Source organism: Streptomyces sp. NBC_00457 (assembly GCF_036014015.1).
Taxonomy (GTDB): domain Bacteria; phylum Actinomycetota; class Actinomycetes; order Streptomycetales; family Streptomycetaceae; genus Streptomyces.
Genome location: NZ_CP107905.1, coordinates 7,479,039 through 7,495,341, shown reverse-complemented (window position 1 = coordinate 7,495,341; position 16,303 = coordinate 7,479,039). Strand labels below are relative to the sequence as shown.

The following is a 16,303-nucleotide window of genomic DNA, read 5'->3' as shown; positions in this document are numbered from 1 at the left end:
TAGGCGCTCCGCTGGAAGGCCGGTGACTCGGCTGCGGGTCCGTGGGGGCTGGTGCGCAGTTCCCCGCGCCCCTTTGGGGCGCTGCAGAACCGCCAGACCTCTCCCAGGGCACACCGCCGGGCCCCCTCAGCATGCCCCGTTCACCGGGTCGGCGATGCGCCATCCGGGGCATCGGCGACACGGACTCCCCCTTGTTGCCGTTGAGTCGAACAGGTACATCTCGCCGTACCGATCTCAGGAAGCCCGGAGGAGGTACGCGTGCGCACCACGAGAATTACCCCTGCGAGACCCGTCCTGATCACCGTCCTGGCCGTCACCACGGCGGGCTCACTTCTGCTCACCCCCGGCAGCGCCGGGGCCGACACCGAGCCCGTCACCCGCGAGGGCCCCGCCGTCGACCGACAGGCCGCCCTGACCCCGGTGAGCGCGGCCGAACGGGCCCTCGCCACCACCGTCGGCAGAACCGATTCCGCAAGCGGCTATCCCCGCGAGCAGATCCTCACCCCCGACCCCGAGAACCCCGCCGACAAGTCGATCAAGCTGGGCCTCACCCCGTACCACGCGATCGCCCCCAAGCTCAACGCCTTACAGTCCCTGGGCGATCGAGTGAGCGTAGAGGTCGCGGGCCGCTCGGCAGGCGGGCACCGTCTGTACCTCGTCACGGTCACCGCCCCGGAGTCCGCCCGTCAGACCCGAGCCCAGGAGCGGATGCGCGAGCTGATCGAGAAGGCACCCGCAGCAGCCGCCAAATCCCCCGAGATCAAAGCGCGTTACAAGATCCCGCTGTTCGTGAACAACAACATCCACGGCAACGAGTGGGAGGGCACCGACGCCTCCCTCGACCTCATCGAACAACTGGCAACGGCGAACGACACGCGGACCAAGGACCTCCTCTCCCGCTCCCGCCTCTACTTCAACATCACCGCCAACCCGGACGGCCGTATCGCCGGAACCCGCGCCAACGCCAACGGCTTCGACATGAACCGGGACTTCGTCACCGCCTCGCAGCCCGAGGTGCGCGCGATGCGCCAGATCCAGATCGACAAGCAACCCGCCGTCATGCTCGACCTGCACGGCTACGTCAACGGCACGCTCATCGAGCCCACCACTCCCCCGCACGGCGAGAACTACGAGTACGACCTCTTCCTCAAGAACACCTACGCCAACGCCTTGCGCATGGAGTCGGCAGTCAACGGCCTCGGCTACACACCCGCCCAGGACGGCGTGGAGCCCGCCCAAATCCCCTTCCGTGACCAGCAGGAGGGCTGGGACGACTGGCCGCCCATCTTCACCCCGCAGTACGCGGCCTTCCAGGGCACGGTCGCAGCGCACACCATAGAGATCCCGCTCGCAGTGAACAACGAGGAATACGACACCCTCCCGACCACGGAGCTACGCCGTAGGTCCGCGATCAACGTCGACGTAGCGGGCGCCGCCCTCCGCGCCAGCCTCGACTTCACGCGCACCCACCGCGGTTCACTGATCGCCGACCAGATCGAGGTCTTCCGGCGCGGCGCGGCAGGCGAGGCACAGATCCCGGTGTCGGAGGAGACGGTCCCGGGCGTCCCCGGCATCGGCCCCGAGGACGTCTACACCACGGACTTCCCCCGTGCATACGTCATCCCCACCGGGCCGTCCCAGCGCTCGGCGACCGCAGCCGCACGCCTCGTGGACCACCTCCTCGCCAACGACGTCACCGTCACCCGCTCAACGCGCCCCTTCCACCTGGCCGGAAAGACGTACCCCCAGGGCTCCTACGTCATCGACATGCACCAGTCCAAGCGCGGCCTCGCGAACGCCCTCCTCGCCGACGGCACCGACATCAGCGACAAGGTATCGGTGATGTACGACATCTCGGGCTGGAGCCTGGGCCGCCTCTGGGGCGCCACGGTGAAGTCCGCACAGAGGGGCAGCCTGCCGTACGGCGTACTGCGCACCATCGACAGGGCCGCACCCGTCGCCCACGTAGCCCCGTACGGCCCCCTCCGCCTCCGCCTGGACACCCCCCAGGAGATCGCGGCCCTCAACGACCTCCTCCAGCAGGGCATTTCCATACGCCAGGCCCCGGACGGCAGCGCGATCCTCCCGCCCTCGGCACGCAAGGCGGCAGTCACCGCGGCCCGCATCCACGACGTGACCTTCGAGGCAACGCACACGCGCGGCACCACGAAACTGCGCCGACTCCGCCTGTCCGCCGCCGTCACGGCGGGCGAGCTGTTCGCGCTCCGGGAGATGAACTTCGAGGTCACGCCCGTCTCCACGGCCGTACTGAACGCGGGCTTCGACTGGTCGAAGACGGACGCCCTGTTCGTCTCGGCCGGACTGTCCTACGAAGCCCTGAACCCGGCGGCCCGCAACGCACTGGACACCTTCCTCACCACCCACCACGGCGGGCTGGTCGGCCGAGGCGCCACCGGCGCGGACCTCACCTCCGCGACCGGCCTGCTGGCCGCCAAGCCTGTAGAGGGCAACGGTGACGCCAACGGCGTAGTGCAAGTCGTCAACGAAGCCGGGCGGATCACCGGCGGAGCTCCGGACCACAGCTTCGTCTACGCGCCCGTCTGGTTCACCGACCTCGGCCCAGAAGTGCGGGTCGAGCAGTCGTACGCAACCGGTAACCCCCTGCTCTCCGGGCACTGGAGGCCCTTGGAGGACGGCAGTGGCGGTCCGGAGGCGGCGGCCGGACAGGCCTCCGTCATCAGTGGTCCAGGTGCCGTGCTGTTCGGCACCGAGCCCCTCTTCCGGGATCATCCGAAGGGGGAATTCGCGCAGGTGGCGCGGGCATTGTTCACCGTGGCACAGGCGAGTCAGGAGAGTGGTGGATGACGACGAAGGAGATTCACGGCACGGTAGCGGAGGGTTTCGACGCGGTGCGCGACGAATTCGCCGCGTTCGTGGCGAGCGAACGGGACGACTACGAGGGCCAGTTGTGCGCGTACGTCCACGGCCGCAGAGTCGTCGACCTGTGGACCGGCGACGGCGCCGACGCCACATCCCTCTACGGCGTGTACTCGTCCACCAAGGGCGCCGCCCACCTCGTGGTGGCGCTGCTCGTGCAGGACGGCACGCTGGAACTCGACCGCAAAGTGACCTACTACTGGCCGGAGTTCAGCGCCGAGGGCAAGGCCAACCTCACCCTGCGCGACCTGGTGACCCACCGGGCAGGCCTGATCGGCCTCGACACCGGCTTCTCCCTCGACGAGCTGGCCGACGACCGCATGATCGCCGAACGGCTCGCGGACCAACGCCCGTTCTGGCGCCCCGGCACCGCCTTCGGCTACCACGCCCTGGTCATCGGCGCCCTCGCCGGCGAGGTGGCACGCCGCGCGACGGGACGCACTCTCCAGGAACTGTTCGAGGAACGCGTACGCGCCCCGTACGCCCTCGACTTCCACCTAGGGCTCCCCCAGCCACTCGAGCCCCGCTTCCGCTCGGCGCAGCCCATGCTGCCGACCCCGAAGCAACAGGCCGTACTGGACGCAGCCCCGACCGGCCCGCACACCCTCACGTCGATCGCGTTCAACGCCCATGTCCCGAACCCCGGCGAATTCACCGACTTCGCCAACTCCCGCACCGTACGCGCCAAGGGCCAGACCTCAGCGGGCGGCGTGGCATCCGCGCGCGGCCTGGCCGGCATGTACGCGGCGGCGATCAGCGAGATGAACGACCGCCCACCCCTTCTCAAGCCCGACACCGCAGCCGAGGTGGGCCAGATCCACTCCATCGGCTACGACCTGGTCACCCGCACCCACCGCTCCTACGGCCTGGGCTTCCAGGCCACCGCCGACACCTGGTACCCCTTCCTGGGCGCCGGCGCCTTCGGCCACAGCGGCGCCCCAGGCTCCCAGGCCTTCGCCGACCCCCGCAGCGGCCTGGCCTACGGCTACACCCGACGCCGATTCGCCTACCCAGGCGGAGCAGCACCGGAGAACGAGCGCTTCGTAAGGGCGGCCCACAAGGCAACGCTGGCGACCTGACCGCAAACAAGAGCAGAGGGCAAGGGCCCACCAACAACAACTGGTCCGACGCGCTGGCCGCGAGGGAGCCGCAGGGGGCGCGCCGGTGTCGAGAGACCGAGCGCGCGGAGGCGCGCAGCGCCGAGCACGGTCGGTCTCTCGACACCGGCGCGCCCCCGAAGACGACCGAGCAATCAAACGCGCACGGTGATGTTGCCGCGTGTCGCCTTCGAGTAGGGACACACAAGGTGGGCTTTCTCAACGAGAGACCGGGCCGTTTCCCTGTCGACGTTGGGGATGTCCGCCAAGATCTCAACGATGATCCCGAACCCGTCCGAGTTCTTCCCGATCCCCACCTTCGCGGTGACCGTCGACCCAGACACGTCCACATTCTCCTGCCGGGCAACAACCCCCAACGCCCCCTGAAAACAAGCGCTGTACCCAGCGGCGAACAACTGCTCCGGGTTGGTACCGGAGCCGCTGCCGCCCATCTCCTTGGGCGGGTTGACGACGACGTCGAGCTTGCCGTCGTCGGTGGCGACGCGGCCGTCGCGGCCGTTCTCGGCGGTGGCGACGGCGGTGTACAGGACCTCGGACTGCTGGATGGGCATGCGGTTGTCTTCCTCCTCGTCCGCCGCGACTCGCGCCCACGATCGACGGCGGTTTCGGAAAGAAGTTACCGCATCCCGAAAACCAAAGGTAGAGCTCAGGGTTCAGGGATACCCCGTAGATCCTGAGGACTACGGCGGATCACCACGCAGAGTGACGCGGTCTACATTCCCGGACTCCTAGCCTCATCAGCATGAATCGTCTGCCTCGCGGCGCTACGGCCGCGTTACTCGGCCTGTCCTTGACCCTCCTCGGCACAGGCACGGCCGTGGCCGCACCCATCCACACACCCACCCCTGCTCCCACCCAGAACGACCAAGTACGCCTGGAACTCCCCCGCCCCACAGGCCAGTCGGCCATAGGCCGCGACACCCTGCATCTGGTCGACAAGACCCGCCCCGACCCATGGGTCCCGGAGGCGGGCGCCCGAGAGCTGATGGTGTCGCTGTACTACCCGGCCCGCCCCGGACACGGCAGGCCAGCCCCGTACATGACCACCGGCGAGGCGAGAGCCTTTCTGGAGGACCGCGACCTCGCCGACGCCGTACCCGCCGAGACGCTCAGCGGCACCCGCACCCGCACCCACGCCCGCCCGGGCGCCCGCCCTGCCCAGGGGAAGTTCCCGTTGGTCGTGCTGTCGCCCGGGTTCAGCGTCAACCGCTCGACCCTGACGCTGCTCGCCGAGGAGCTGGCGAGCCATGGGTATGTGGTGGCCTCCGTCGACCACGCCTATGAGTCGGTGGGTACGGCGTTCCCCGGCAACCGGCTGCTGACCTGCGTCGCCTGCGAGAAGGCGCCCCAAGTCGGTTACAAGACCGTGGCCACCGGCCGCGCCCAGGACGTCTCCTTCCTGCTCGACCGGCTGACCTCCCGCAATTCGGCCTGGCGCCACGCCGAGTTGATCGACCGCACCAGGATCGGCATGGCCGGTCACTCCATAGGCGGCGCTTCCACCGCGTCCACCATGGTCGGCGACCAGCGGGTCCGGGCCGGGGTCAATCTGGACGGCTCACTGTTCGACCCCGTGCCCGCGAGCGGCCTGGACGGGCGGCCGTTCATGCTGCTGGGCACCGAGGAGGACGACGCCTCCTGGGTGCGCGACTGGCCGCACCTCGACGGCTGGAAACGCTGGCTGGCCGTGAAGGGCTCCGGGCACTTCACCTTCACCGACACACCGGTGCTCGCCGACCAGTTGGGGCTCCTGCCCCCGGAGGAGCCCCTGTCGGGTGAGCAGTCGCAGCGAATAACGCGCCGCTACGTCACGGCCTTCTTCGACCTCCACCTCAAGGGCGCCAGCCGGCCCTTGCTGGACGGCCCGTCACCGGAGTTCCCGGAAGTGCTCTTCCACAAGTGACCTACGGGTGACCGTTCTACACATGACCTACGGTGACCGTCGACAAGTGATCTACAGGCGACGGGCGACCCTCAGAGCTTGACGATCATCTTCCCGGTGTTGTCGCCGCGCAGGACGCCGAGGAAGGCCTCCAGGTTGTTCTCGATGCCCTCGACGACCGTCTCGCGGTACTTGAGCGCACCCGAGGCGACCCAGGGGCCGACCTCCTGGACGAACTGCGGCTGGAGGTCGTAGTGATCGCCGACCAGGAAGCCCTCGATGCGGCCGCGGGTCTGGATGAGGCGGGCGAGGTTGCGCGGGCCGGGGGCAGGCTCGGTGTTGTTGTAGACCGAGATCATTCCGCAGACGGCGATCCGGCCGTCCCGGTTCAGCTGCCCGATCGCCGCTTCCAGGTGATCACCGCCGACGTTGTCGAAGTAGACGTCGATCCCGTCCGGGGCGGCCTCCCGGAGCTGGTCGCTGACCTTGCCGTTCTTGTAGTTGAACGCGGCGTCGAAGCCGTACTCCTCCACGAGCAACTTGACCTTCTCGTCCGAGCCCGCGGACCCGATCACCCGGGAGGCACCCTTCAGCTTGGCGATCTGCCCGACCTGGCTGCCGACAGCCCCGGCCGCACCCGACACGAACACGATGTCGCCCTCCTTGAAGGAGGCGGTGCGCAGCAGACCGGCATAGGCGGTGAGGCCGGTCATGCCGAGCACACCGAGGTACGTGGACAGCGGCGCGGCGTCCGGGTCGACCTTGACGGCGTTCTTCGCGTCCACGGCGGCGTACTCGCGCCAGCCGAGGAAGTGCAGGACGTGGTCGCCGACGGCGATGCCCTCCGCGTTGGAGGCGACGACCTCGCCGACGGCGCCGCCCTGCATGACCTTGCCGAGCTCGAAGGGGGCGACGTAGGACTTGGCCGCCGACATGCGTCCGCGCATGTACGGGTCGACGGAGAGGTACTTGTTCCGGACGAGGACCTGGCCTTCGCCCGGCGTCGGGACCTCACTCTCGACCAGGGCGAAGTCCTCGGGCTTGGGCCAGCCGACGGGGCGGGAGAGGAGGTGCCATTCGCGGTTGATCATGAGGGGAGTGCCTTTCCGAGCGAGCGAGAAAATGCTTCGGTGCCAGTACTTCGACTACTTCGACGTCGATACTTCAGCACCTGAAACAACCATGCTCCTGAATATTTCATGATGTCAAGTAACGGGGTACGCTGAGTCCCATGGCCACTGACCAGAAGACCCGCCGCCCCGACGCCCTCACCATGGAAGTGGTCGAGCTGATCGGTGGCGTCGTGGCCCGCTACCACGAGGACTTCGACGTCGCCGCCGCCGACCACGCCCTGACCGGCGCGCAGGCGCGGCTGCTCAGCCTGCTGTCCCTGGAGCCGCTGCCGATGCGCAAGCTGGCCCAGAAGCTGAAGTGCGAGCCGTCGAATGTGACCGGGATAGTGGACCGGCTGGAGTCCCGGGGGCTGGTGGAGCGCCGCCCTGACCCGAAGGACCGGCGGGTGAAGCTCGCGGCCACGACGGACGAGGGTCGGCGGGTGGCGCGCGGCCTGCGGGAGTCGCTGCGGTTCGCGCGGGAGCCGTTGGCGGGGCTCTCCGAGGATGAGCGATTGGCGTTGCGGGATTTGCTACGGCGCATGCTGAGCGCTTCGCCGGACGGGCCGTGATGCGTTGTCGTTCGGCTGCGGCGCCGTCATGGCTGGTCGCGCCCGCGCGGCGGAGCCGCAAATTGATACAGCCCCGCGCCCCTTTGGGGGCGCTGCCGAGCCGTAGCCGATTGGCCGGGCTAAGCGCACCACCACAAGAAACGCTCGCACGTCTCCGAAGGTGAGGGATCCGGTGTCGGGTCCGAGGTGGGCGGGTTCGCGCTGGGGGCCGGGGTTTCGGCGGGGGACGAGGGGGCGGGGTCCGGGGTGGTCGGGTTCGGTGCCGGGGCCGCTGTCGCGGACTGGGCGTCCTGCTCGGTCTCTTCCTTGGTCGGCTTGTCGTCCTTCGCGGACTTGGACGGCGAGGGGGAGGTGGAGCCGGACGGGCTCGCGGTATCCGTCGATCCGGTGGTGCCCTCCGCGTCGCCTGTCGGCTCGGCCGTCTCGTCCGCCTCCTTCGACGTGCCGCCCTCGGCGGACGCGTCGCCGCCTGCGGCCGCCGGTTTCGAAGGCGAACCCGGGGCGTCTATGCCGAGTTCCGCGAGGCTCAGGCCGGCGGCGGCGAGGATGAAGCCCGCGGATATGAGCACGGTCCGGCGACGGCGGCGACGATGGGCCGCAGCCTTGCGGTCGCGACGACTCACGCCTCCGGCGGCCGGGTCCTCGTCGTCGTCATCGCTGTCACGACCGTCGCCGTACTCGTCATCACTGCCGTCGCCGTACTCGTCATCGCGTCCGGCGTCGTCCACTGCCTCACGATCGTCACCGCGGGCGTCACCCTCACCGGCGTGTGAAGCCTCGTACGCCACACCGGAAGCCTCGTACGCCCCACCGGGCGCCTCGTACCCACCACCGGGCGCCTCGTACCCACCACCGGGCGCCTCGTACGCACCACCGGGCGCCTCATAGAACCCCCCAGAAGCCCCGGGCGCGTCATAGCCTCCCGCTCCCCCATACGCCCCCTGCGGAGCGCCATACGCCCCGCCCGGAGCCTCATACGCCCCCGCGTACGCCGCGCCCGCGCCCGCGCCGAGTGAGTCGGCCGGTGCGCCGCAGCCCGGGCAGGTCAGGGCGCCGTTCAGGTGCCTTTGGCAGGGGTGGCAGTAGTTCATGACGCGAGGAGACTAAGTTCCTCAGACGCAACGTTCATAGTCACAGCTGTGAAAGTTGTGTAGGGAACTTCCGCTTCCGGTATGGCGCGTTGACGCGGGGCATCGAAAGCTCTTCTCGAAACTGTCGAAACTGTTATGTGTTCGACCCATTGACACCCAGACCGCCCCGTCCTTACTGTCACGCCAGCATTTCGAACGAGTGACGAAATATCGAACACGCGAGAACAGCCAGCACAACCAAGCACAACCAAGAACAGAGCCGTCGACGCAGCAAGGGGCAACTGCAGTGCGCATCACCGGAATCAGCACATACGTGGTCGGAACGCCGTGGCGCAATCTGACGTATGTCCAGGTGCACACCGACGAGGGGATCACGGGTGTCGGCGAGACCCGGATGCTGGGCCACACCGACGCGCTGATCGGCTACCTGCGGGAGGCCGAGAACAACCACATTCTCGGCTCCGACCCGTTCGCCACGGAAGACCTCGTGCGCCGGATGAAGTACGGGGACTACGGGCGGGCCGGCGAGATCGTGATGTCCGGGATCGCCGTCATCGAGATGGCCTGCTGGGACATCAAGGGCAAGGCGCTCGGCGTCCCCGTGTGGCAGCTGCTCGGCGGCAAGGTCACCGACAAGGTCAAGGCCTACGCCAATGGCTGGTACACGACGGAGCGGACGCCGGAGGCCTACCACAAGGCCGCCCTGGAGGTCATGGCCCGCGGGTACAAGGCGCTCAAGATCGACCCCTTCGGGACCGGGCACTTCGAGCTGGACCACCAGCAGACCCTGTACGCCGTGTCGCTGATCGAGGCCGTGCGCGACGCCATCGGGCCGGACTCCGAGCTGATGCTGGAGATGCACGGCCGGTTCTCGCCCTCCACCGCCGTCCGTCTCGCGCACGAGCTCGCGCCCTTCAAGCCCGCCTGGCTGGAAGAGCCCGTGCCGCCGGAGAACCTGAAGGCGCTCGAAAAGGTTTCGGCGAAGGTGGACATGCCCGTCGCCACCGGTGAGCGCATTCACGATCGCATCGAGTTCCGTGAGCTGTTCGAGAGCCAGGCCGTCGACATCCTGCAGCCCGATGTCGGCCACATCGGCGGCATCTGGGAGACCCGTAAGCTCGCCGCCACCGCCGAGACCCACTACATGCTGGTAGCGCCGCACAACGTCGGCGGCTCCGTGCTGACCGCCGCCTCCCTCCAAGTCGGCTTCTCCACGCCGAACTTCAAGATCCTGGAGCACTTCAACGACTTCGCCGACGCGGAGATCAAGAAGGTCGTCAAGGGGGCGCCCCAGGTCGTGGACGGGTACTTCGAGATCTCCGACGCGCCCGGTCTCGGCGTCGAGCTCGACACCGACGCGGCGGCCGAATTCCCGCAGCAGCAGGCCCGGTTCGATCTGTGGGCCGAGGGCTGGGAGCAGCGCAAGCCGAAGGGCAGCGAGAAGTGAGCACCGCGGTCGTCATCGAGGCGCCCGGCGAGCACCGGCTCACCGAGCACACGCCACGTGAGCCCGGTCCCGGCGAGGCGCTCGTCGGCGTGCACGCCGTCGGGATCTGCGGCAGCGACCGCGAGGTCTACCAGGGCAACCGGCCCGAGGGGTACGTCCGTTACCCGCTCACCCCGGGTCACGAGTGGTCCGGCACCGTGCACGCCGTCGGCGCCGGTGTGCCGGAGTCGATCGTCGGCCGCAAGGTCGTCGGTGAGGGCTTCCGGAACTGCCAGGTCTGCGACCGCTGCCACGCGGGCGAGACGACCCTGTGCACGGCCGGCTACGAGGAGACCGGGTTCACCCAGCCGGGAGCCATGGCCACCACGCTCACGCTTCCGGCCCGGCTGCTGCACGTCCTGCCGGACGACTGCGACCTCACCGCGGCCGCCCTGCTGGAGCCCGCTGCCTGTATCGCCGCTGCAGCGATCAAGGCAAACGCGCGGCCCGGCGAGCGGGTCGCCGTCGTGGGCACCGGCACGCTCGGCATGTTCGCCGTGCAGTTCCTGAAGGCGGGCTCCCCGGGCGAGCTGCTGGTCGTCGGCACGCGGGGCGACCGCGAGGCGCTGTCGCGCCAGTACGGCGCCACCGACTTCCGTACGAAGGACCAGCCGCTCCCCGACGACTTCGACGTGGTGATCGAGACCGCCGGGTCCGCGTCCGCCGCGCGCACCGCCGCCTCCCTGCTCAGGCGCGGCGGACGCCTGGTCCTGACGGGCATCCCGGCGCCGGGCGCCGAGGGTCTCGACCCGACCGATCTGGTCGTACGGCAGCTGGAGGTGCACACCGTCTTCGGGGCGCCGCCGGACGCCTGGGCGCACACGGTGCGGGTGTTCGCCGCCGGGCTGCTCGATCCGTTGCCGCTCGTCTCGCACGAGCTGCCGCTGGCCGAGTTCGCGCAGGCCATCGAACTGGTGGGGTCCGGTGATCCGAAGGTCGGCAAAGTGCTCCTGCGCCCCTAGTCGTACGCCGGTACGGGGGCAACCTGACGGCTTCCGTACCGGCGTACACCCAAGCCCCCCGCACCCTGAGCCGCGAACCTCGTCCGACATATCGAACAAGAAGGACAGCTTGTGACCGACGCTTCCGATACGGCAGCCCGCCGACCCGGTGAGCAGGCCCTCACCACGCTCGGCCTGGGTGCGCCCGCCCTCGACCCCGCCGACGCCTCGCCGCACTCCTTCCCCGGTGGCGGCGGCTGGCGCACCGAGGTCCCCTCGTGCGAGGGGCCCGAAGCGCTGGCCGTGATCCTCAAGGAGTCCTCACGGCTCGATGTGCCGATCCACCGGATCAGCCAGGGCAGCGGCGTGTGGATGCTGACCGACGCCGAGATCACCGAGATGGTCGACGCGACGAACGCTCGTGACATCGAGCTCTGCCTGTTCACCGGCCCGCGCGGGACCTGGGACATCGGCGGATCCACCCGGACCGACTCGCGCGGCGGCGGTCTGCGCGCCCGCGGCCATGACGCCGTCGCCGGCTGCGTCGAGGACGCCGTCCGGGCGACGGAGCTGGGCGTCAAGTGCCTGCTGGTCGCCGACGAGGGCGTCCTGTGGACCCTGCACCGGGCCCGTACGGCGGGCATCATCCCCGCCGACACCACCCTCAAGGTCTCCGCGCTGATCGGGCCGGTCAACCCGGCTGCGTACGCGGTCTACGAGAATCTGGGCGCCGACTCGATCAATGTGCCCAGCGATCTGACGCTCGACCATCTCACCGAGATCCGGCGGGTCTCCGCCGCACCCATGGACATGTACATCGAGGCCCCCGACGATCTCGGCGGCTATGTGCGCATGTACGAGGTCGCCGAGCTGATCCGGCGCGGCGCACCGATCTACCTCAAATTCGGCCTCTCGAAGGCGCCCGGTATCTACCCGTACGGGCACCATCTGCGCGACCTGACGCTGACCACGGCCCGGGAACGGGTGCGGCGCGGACGGCTCGCTCTGGACCTGCTCGCGCGGCACGGAGCGGACGGCGACATGGCGCCGCTCGGCTCCCGGCTGCCGGGTGCGCTCCGTCGTTTCGAAACACCCTCATAACGTTCCGGCCGTCACCTCTTCACAAAAGAAGACGCAGCCGAACACAATCCCACACACCCTCTCTTCGGTCGTACCGCACCACCCGACGGGGCCTCACCGCACCGCCAGACCGAGTCAGTCACAGACATCAAGGATGATGATCATGCGTACTCGCCGAGCCGCACTCGCCGCGATAGCCACGGCCGCCTCCCTCTCCCTCACCCTCACTGCCTGCGGTCAGAGCGGCGAGGGCGGCAGCGAGGAGGACTCCGGTAGCACCAAGGGCGCCACCATCGGCATCGCGATGCCCACGAAGTCGTCGGAGCGCTGGATCGCCGACGGCAACAACGTCAAGAAGGAACTGGAGTCCAAGGGGTACAAGACCACGCTGGTCTACGGCGAGGACGACCCCGACCAGCAGGTCTCCCAGATCGAGAACCTGATCACGCAGGACGTGAAGGCGCTGATCGTCGCGGCCATCGACAACAAGTCGATGAACAACGTGCTCCAGCAGGCCAAGGAAGCGAACATCCCGGTCATCTCCTACGACCGCCTGATCCTCGGCACCGAGAACGTCGACTACTACGCCTCGTTCGACAACGAGAAGGTCGGCGAGCTCCAGGGCAACTACATCGTCGAGAAGCTCGGCCTGAAGGACGGCTCCGAGAAGGGCCCGTTCAACATCGAGCTGTTCGCCGGCTCCAACGACGACAACAACACCCGCTACTTCTTCGGCGGCGCGATGAAGGTCCTGCAGCCCTACATCGACAAGAAGCAGCTCGTCGTCCGCTCCGGCCAGACCAAGCTGACCCAGGTCACCACCCTGCGCTGGGACGGCGGCACCGCCCAGAAGCGCATGGACGACATCCTGACCGGCTCCTACAAGTCCGAGCGGGTCGACGCGGTCCTCTCGCCGTACGACGGCATCTCCATCGGCATCCTGTCGGCCCTGAAGTCCGACGACTACGGCTCCAAGAGCAAGCCGCTGCCGATCGTCACGGGCCAGGACGCCGAGCTGGCCTCGGTGAAGTCGATCATCGCGGACCAGCAGTCGATGACCGTCTTCAAGGACCTCCGCGAGCTCGCCAAGGTGGCCTCGAACATGGTCGACGCGGCGCTCAACGACAAGGAGCCCGAGGTCAACGACACCAAGACCTACGACAACGGCTCGAAGGTCGTCCCCGCCTACCTGCTGGAGCCGGTGGCCGTCGACAAGGCCAACTACCAGAAGGAACTGATCGACTCCGGCTTCCTCAAGGCAAGCGACCTCTAAGACAACCGCCGCACCTAGGGATTGGAAGGCACGACCATGGCGGGACCCGTCCTGGAAATGCGCTCGATCGTCAAGACCTTTCCCGGCGTCAAGGCGCTGTCGGACGTCACTCTGACCGTCCAGCAGGGCGAGGTCCATGCCATCTGCGGGGAGAACGGCGCCGGCAAGTCGACCCTGATGAAGGTCCTCTCCGGCCTCCATCCGCACGGGACGTACGACGGTGAAGTCCTCTTCGAGGGAGAGATCTGCAAGTTCAAGGACATCAAGGCCAGTGAGCATCACGGCATCGTGATCATTCACCAGGAGCTGGCCCTGATCCCCTACCTCTCCATCGCGGAGAACATCTTCCTCGGCAACGAGCACGCCACCCGCGGGATCATCAGCTGGACCGAGACGCTGCGGCACGCCACCGAGCTGCTGCGGCGGGTCGGTCTCAGCGATCACCCGGACACCCGCGTCGCCGACATCGGCGTGGGCAAGCAGCAGCTCGTGGAGATCGCGAAGGCGCTGTCGAAGAAGGTGAAGCTGCTCATCCTGGATGAGCCGACCGCCGCCCTGAACGACGAGGACAGCGGCAAACTCCTCGATCTCATCCTGGAGTTGAAGAAGCAGGGCATCACCTCGATCATCATCTCCCACAAGCTCAACGAGATCCGCACCGTCGCCGACTCGGTGACGATCCTGCGCGACGGCCGCACCATCGAGACGCTGAACGTGAAGGCCCCGGAGACCACCGAGGACCGGATCATCAGCGGCATGGTCGGCCGGGACCTGGAGCACCGCTTCCCGGAGCGGACGAAGCACGACGCCGAAGTGGGCGCCGCGGCGGCTCTGGAGATCCGCGACTGGACCGTGTTCCACCCCATCGACCAGCAGCGCAAGGTGGTCGACGATGTGTCGCTGTCCGTGCGGCGCGGGGAGATCGTCGGTATCGCGGGCCTGATGGGCGCCGGCCGCACCGAACTGGCGATGAGCGTCTTCGGGCGCACCTACGGCCGGTACGCGGGCGGTTCGGTCTTCAAGGACGGCCGGGAGATCCGTACGAAGACCGTGGCGGAGGCCGTGAAGCACGGCATCGCGTATGTCACCGAGGACCGCAAGCACTACGGCCTCAACCTCATCGACACCATCGGCCGGAACATCTCGCTCAGCGCCCTGGGCAAGGTCTCCAAGCGCGGGGTGGTCGACGAGCACGAGGAGCGGCAGGTCGCCGAGGGCTTCCGCAAGTCCATGAACATCAAGGCGCCGACCGTCTTCGAGCCGGTGGGCAAGCTGTCCGGCGGCAACCAGCAGAAGGTCGTCCTCAGCAAGTGGATCTTCGCGGGTCCGGATGTGCTGATCCTGGACGAGCCGACGCGCGGTATCGACGTCGGCGCCAAGTACGAGATCTACACCGTCATCGACCAACTCGCCGCGCAGGGCAAGGCGGTGGTCTTCATCTCCTCCGAGCTGCCGGAGCTGCTCGGCATGTGCGACCGCATCTACACGATGGCCGCGGGCCGGCTGACCGGTGAGTTCTCGCGGGCCGAGGCCTCGCAGGAAACGCTGATGCGTCAGATGACCAAGGACAAAGAGGTAACCCGATGAGCACGGATGTGACCGCCAAGACGCCGGCCCCCGCGCCGGCCGGAAAGGGCGGTTCGAGCACAGGCGGCGGCCTGTTGCAGCTGATGCTGGACGGCATGCGCCGCAATATGCGGCAGTACGGCATGCTGTTCGCGCTCGGCCTGATCGTGGCGCTGTTCGCCGTGTGGACCGACGGCGACCTGCTGCTGCCGCGCAATGTCTCCAACCTGGTGCTGCAGAACAGCTACATCCTGATCCTCGCGATCGGCATGATGCTCGTCATCATCGCGGGCCATATCGACCTGTCGGTCGGCTCGTTGACGGCGTTCATCGGCTCGATGGCCGCCGTGTTCATGGTGAAGAACGACCTGCCATGGCCGGTCGCGGTGATCCTCTGCCTGGCCATGGGCGCGGTCGCCGGTGCGGCACAAGGGTTCTTCATCGCATACGGCGGCATACCGAGCTTCATCGTCACCCTCGCGGGCATGCTGATCTTCCGCGGTCTCACCGAGATCTTCCTCGAGGGCCAGACGCTGGGCCCGTTCCCGGAGGGGCTGCAGAAGGTCTCCAACGGCTTCATGCCGGAGGTCGGGCCGGAGACCAACTATCACAACATCACGTTGTTGTTGGGCATCGGGCTGATCGCGTTCGTGGTCTTCCAGGAGTTCCGCGACCGCCGCCGGCAGCAGGAGTTCGACCTCGACGTCCTGCCCACCAAGCTGTTCCTGCTGAAGCTGGTCGCGCTGGGCGCCGCCATCCTCACGGTGACTTTGATGCTCGCCAGCTACAAGGGCGCCCCGATCGTGCTGCTCATCCTCGGTGTGCTGCTGGTCGGCTTCGGCTACGTGATGCGCAACGCGATCATCGGCCGCCACATCTACGCGATCGGCGGCAACCTCCCGGCGGCCAAGCTGTCGGGTGTGAGGGACAAGAAGGTCACCTTCCTTGTCTTCGTGAACATGGGCATGCTCGCGGCCCTGGCGGGTCTGGTCTTCGCCGCCCGCTTCAACGCGGCCTCGCCCAAGGCCGGACTGAACTTCGAGCTCGAGGCGATCGCGGCCTCGTTCATCGGCGGCGCGTCGATGAGCGGCGGCGTCGGCACCGTCCTCGGCGCGATCATCGGCGGTCTGGTCCTGGGCGTGCTGAACAACGGTATGAACCTCGTCGGCATCGGCACCGACTGGCAGCAGGTCATCAAGGGCCTGGTCCTGCTGGCGGCGGTCGGCTTCGACGTGTGGAACAAGCGCAAGGTCGGTTCGTAAGTCGTCCCGGGCCCCGCTCACA

The 16,303-nt window shown here is 68.1% G+C and carries 13 protein-coding genes; 10 read left to right on the top strand and 3 right to left on the bottom strand.

The window, feature by feature from the left end; genetic code table 11:
* Positions 1-258: 258 nt before the first annotated feature.
* Both OG828_RS34155 and OG828_RS34150 read left to right on the top strand, forming a co-directional pair.
* Entirely contained in the window at positions 259-2,826 is a 2,568-nt protein-coding gene (locus tag OG828_RS34155) for a M14 family zinc carboxypeptidase (protein WP_328440872.1), read from the top strand.
* On the top strand, positions 2,823-3,977 hold the full coding sequence (locus OG828_RS34150; protein ID WP_328503333.1) for a serine hydrolase domain-containing protein: 1,155 nt from the start codon (positions 2,823-2,825) through the stop codon (positions 3,975-3,977). The genes OG828_RS34155 and OG828_RS34150 overlap by 4 nt, the downstream gene beginning before the upstream one ends.
* Before the next feature lie 173 nt (positions 3,978-4,150).
* Here the strand turns inward: OG828_RS34150 and OG828_RS34145 are convergent, their stop codons facing one another.
* The gene (locus OG828_RS34145; RefSeq protein ID WP_328365266.1) at positions 4,151-4,567 is read right to left on the bottom strand and encodes an organic hydroperoxide resistance protein; all 417 of its coding nucleotides are present in this window, start codon (positions 4,565-4,567) and stop codon (positions 4,151-4,153) included.
* Positions 4,568-4,758: 191 nt separating this feature from the next.
* Here OG828_RS34145 and OG828_RS34140 point away from each other — a divergent pair, with 191 nt between their 5' ends.
* Positions 4,759-5,919 carry an alpha/beta hydrolase family protein gene (locus OG828_RS34140; RefSeq protein ID WP_328503332.1) on the top strand — a complete coding sequence of 387 codons (1,161 nt, stop codon included), beginning with the start codon at positions 4,759-4,761 and terminating at the stop codon, positions 5,917-5,919.
* A gap of 71 nt (positions 5,920-5,990) precedes the next feature.
* Here OG828_RS34140 and OG828_RS34135 read toward each other — a convergent pair whose 3' ends face one another.
* Positions 5,991-6,989, bottom strand: a complete 999-nt coding sequence (locus OG828_RS34135) for an NADP-dependent oxidoreductase (protein WP_328503331.1) — start codon at positions 6,987-6,989, stop codon at positions 5,991-5,993.
* 140 nt (positions 6,990-7,129) lie between these two features.
* Here OG828_RS34135 and OG828_RS34130 point away from each other — a divergent pair, with 140 nt between their 5' ends.
* A complete protein-coding gene (locus OG828_RS34130) occupies positions 7,130-7,582 on the top strand; it encodes a MarR family winged helix-turn-helix transcriptional regulator (RefSeq protein ID WP_328365258.1) in 453 nt (150 codons plus the stop codon).
* 119 nt (positions 7,583-7,701) lie between these two features.
* On the opposite strand, the gene OG828_RS49650 is transcribed toward OG828_RS34130, so the two are convergent.
* Positions 7,702-8,673: an SCO2400 family protein gene (locus OG828_RS49650; protein WP_443062457.1), complete on the bottom strand. Its 972-nt coding sequence runs from the start codon at positions 8,671-8,673 to the stop codon at positions 7,702-7,704.
* A gap of 286 nt (positions 8,674-8,959) precedes the next feature.
* Between OG828_RS49650 and OG828_RS34115 the strand changes: the two genes are divergently transcribed.
* The 6 genes from OG828_RS34115 to mmsB all read left to right on the top strand — a co-directional run bounded on the left by OG828_RS34115 (position 8,960) and on the right by mmsB (position 16,281).
* Positions 8,960-10,120, top strand: coding sequence for a mandelate racemase/muconate lactonizing enzyme family protein (locus OG828_RS34115; RefSeq protein WP_328440865.1), 1,161 nt, complete (start codon positions 8,960-8,962; stop codon positions 10,118-10,120).
* Entirely contained in the window at positions 10,117-11,121 is a 1,005-nt protein-coding gene (locus OG828_RS34110) for a zinc-dependent alcohol dehydrogenase (protein ID WP_328365246.1), read from the top strand. Before OG828_RS34115 ends, OG828_RS34110 begins: the two co-directional genes overlap by 4 nt.
* A gap of 111 nt (positions 11,122-11,232) precedes the next feature.
* Entirely contained in the window at positions 11,233-12,201 is a 969-nt protein-coding gene (locus tag OG828_RS34105) for a hypothetical protein (RefSeq protein WP_328365243.1), read from the top strand.
* A 142-nt stretch (positions 12,202-12,343) separates the two neighbouring features.
* Complete coding sequence (gene chvE / locus OG828_RS34100) at positions 12,344-13,453, top strand: multiple monosaccharide ABC transporter substrate-binding protein (RefSeq protein WP_362949667.1); 1,110 nt, start codon at positions 12,344-12,346, stop codon at positions 13,451-13,453.
* A 36-nt stretch (positions 13,454-13,489) separates the two neighbouring features.
* Positions 13,490-15,040 (top strand): multiple monosaccharide ABC transporter ATP-binding protein, encoded by a 1,551-nt coding sequence (gene mmsA / locus OG828_RS34095; RefSeq protein WP_328503329.1) that lies wholly within the window; start codon positions 13,490-13,492, stop codon positions 15,038-15,040.
* A complete protein-coding gene (mmsB, locus tag OG828_RS34090) occupies positions 15,037-16,281 on the top strand; it encodes a multiple monosaccharide ABC transporter permease (RefSeq protein ID WP_210573987.1) in 1,245 nt (414 codons plus the stop codon). The genes mmsA and mmsB overlap by 4 nt, the downstream gene beginning before the upstream one ends.
* Positions 16,282-16,303: the final 22 nt, after the last annotated feature.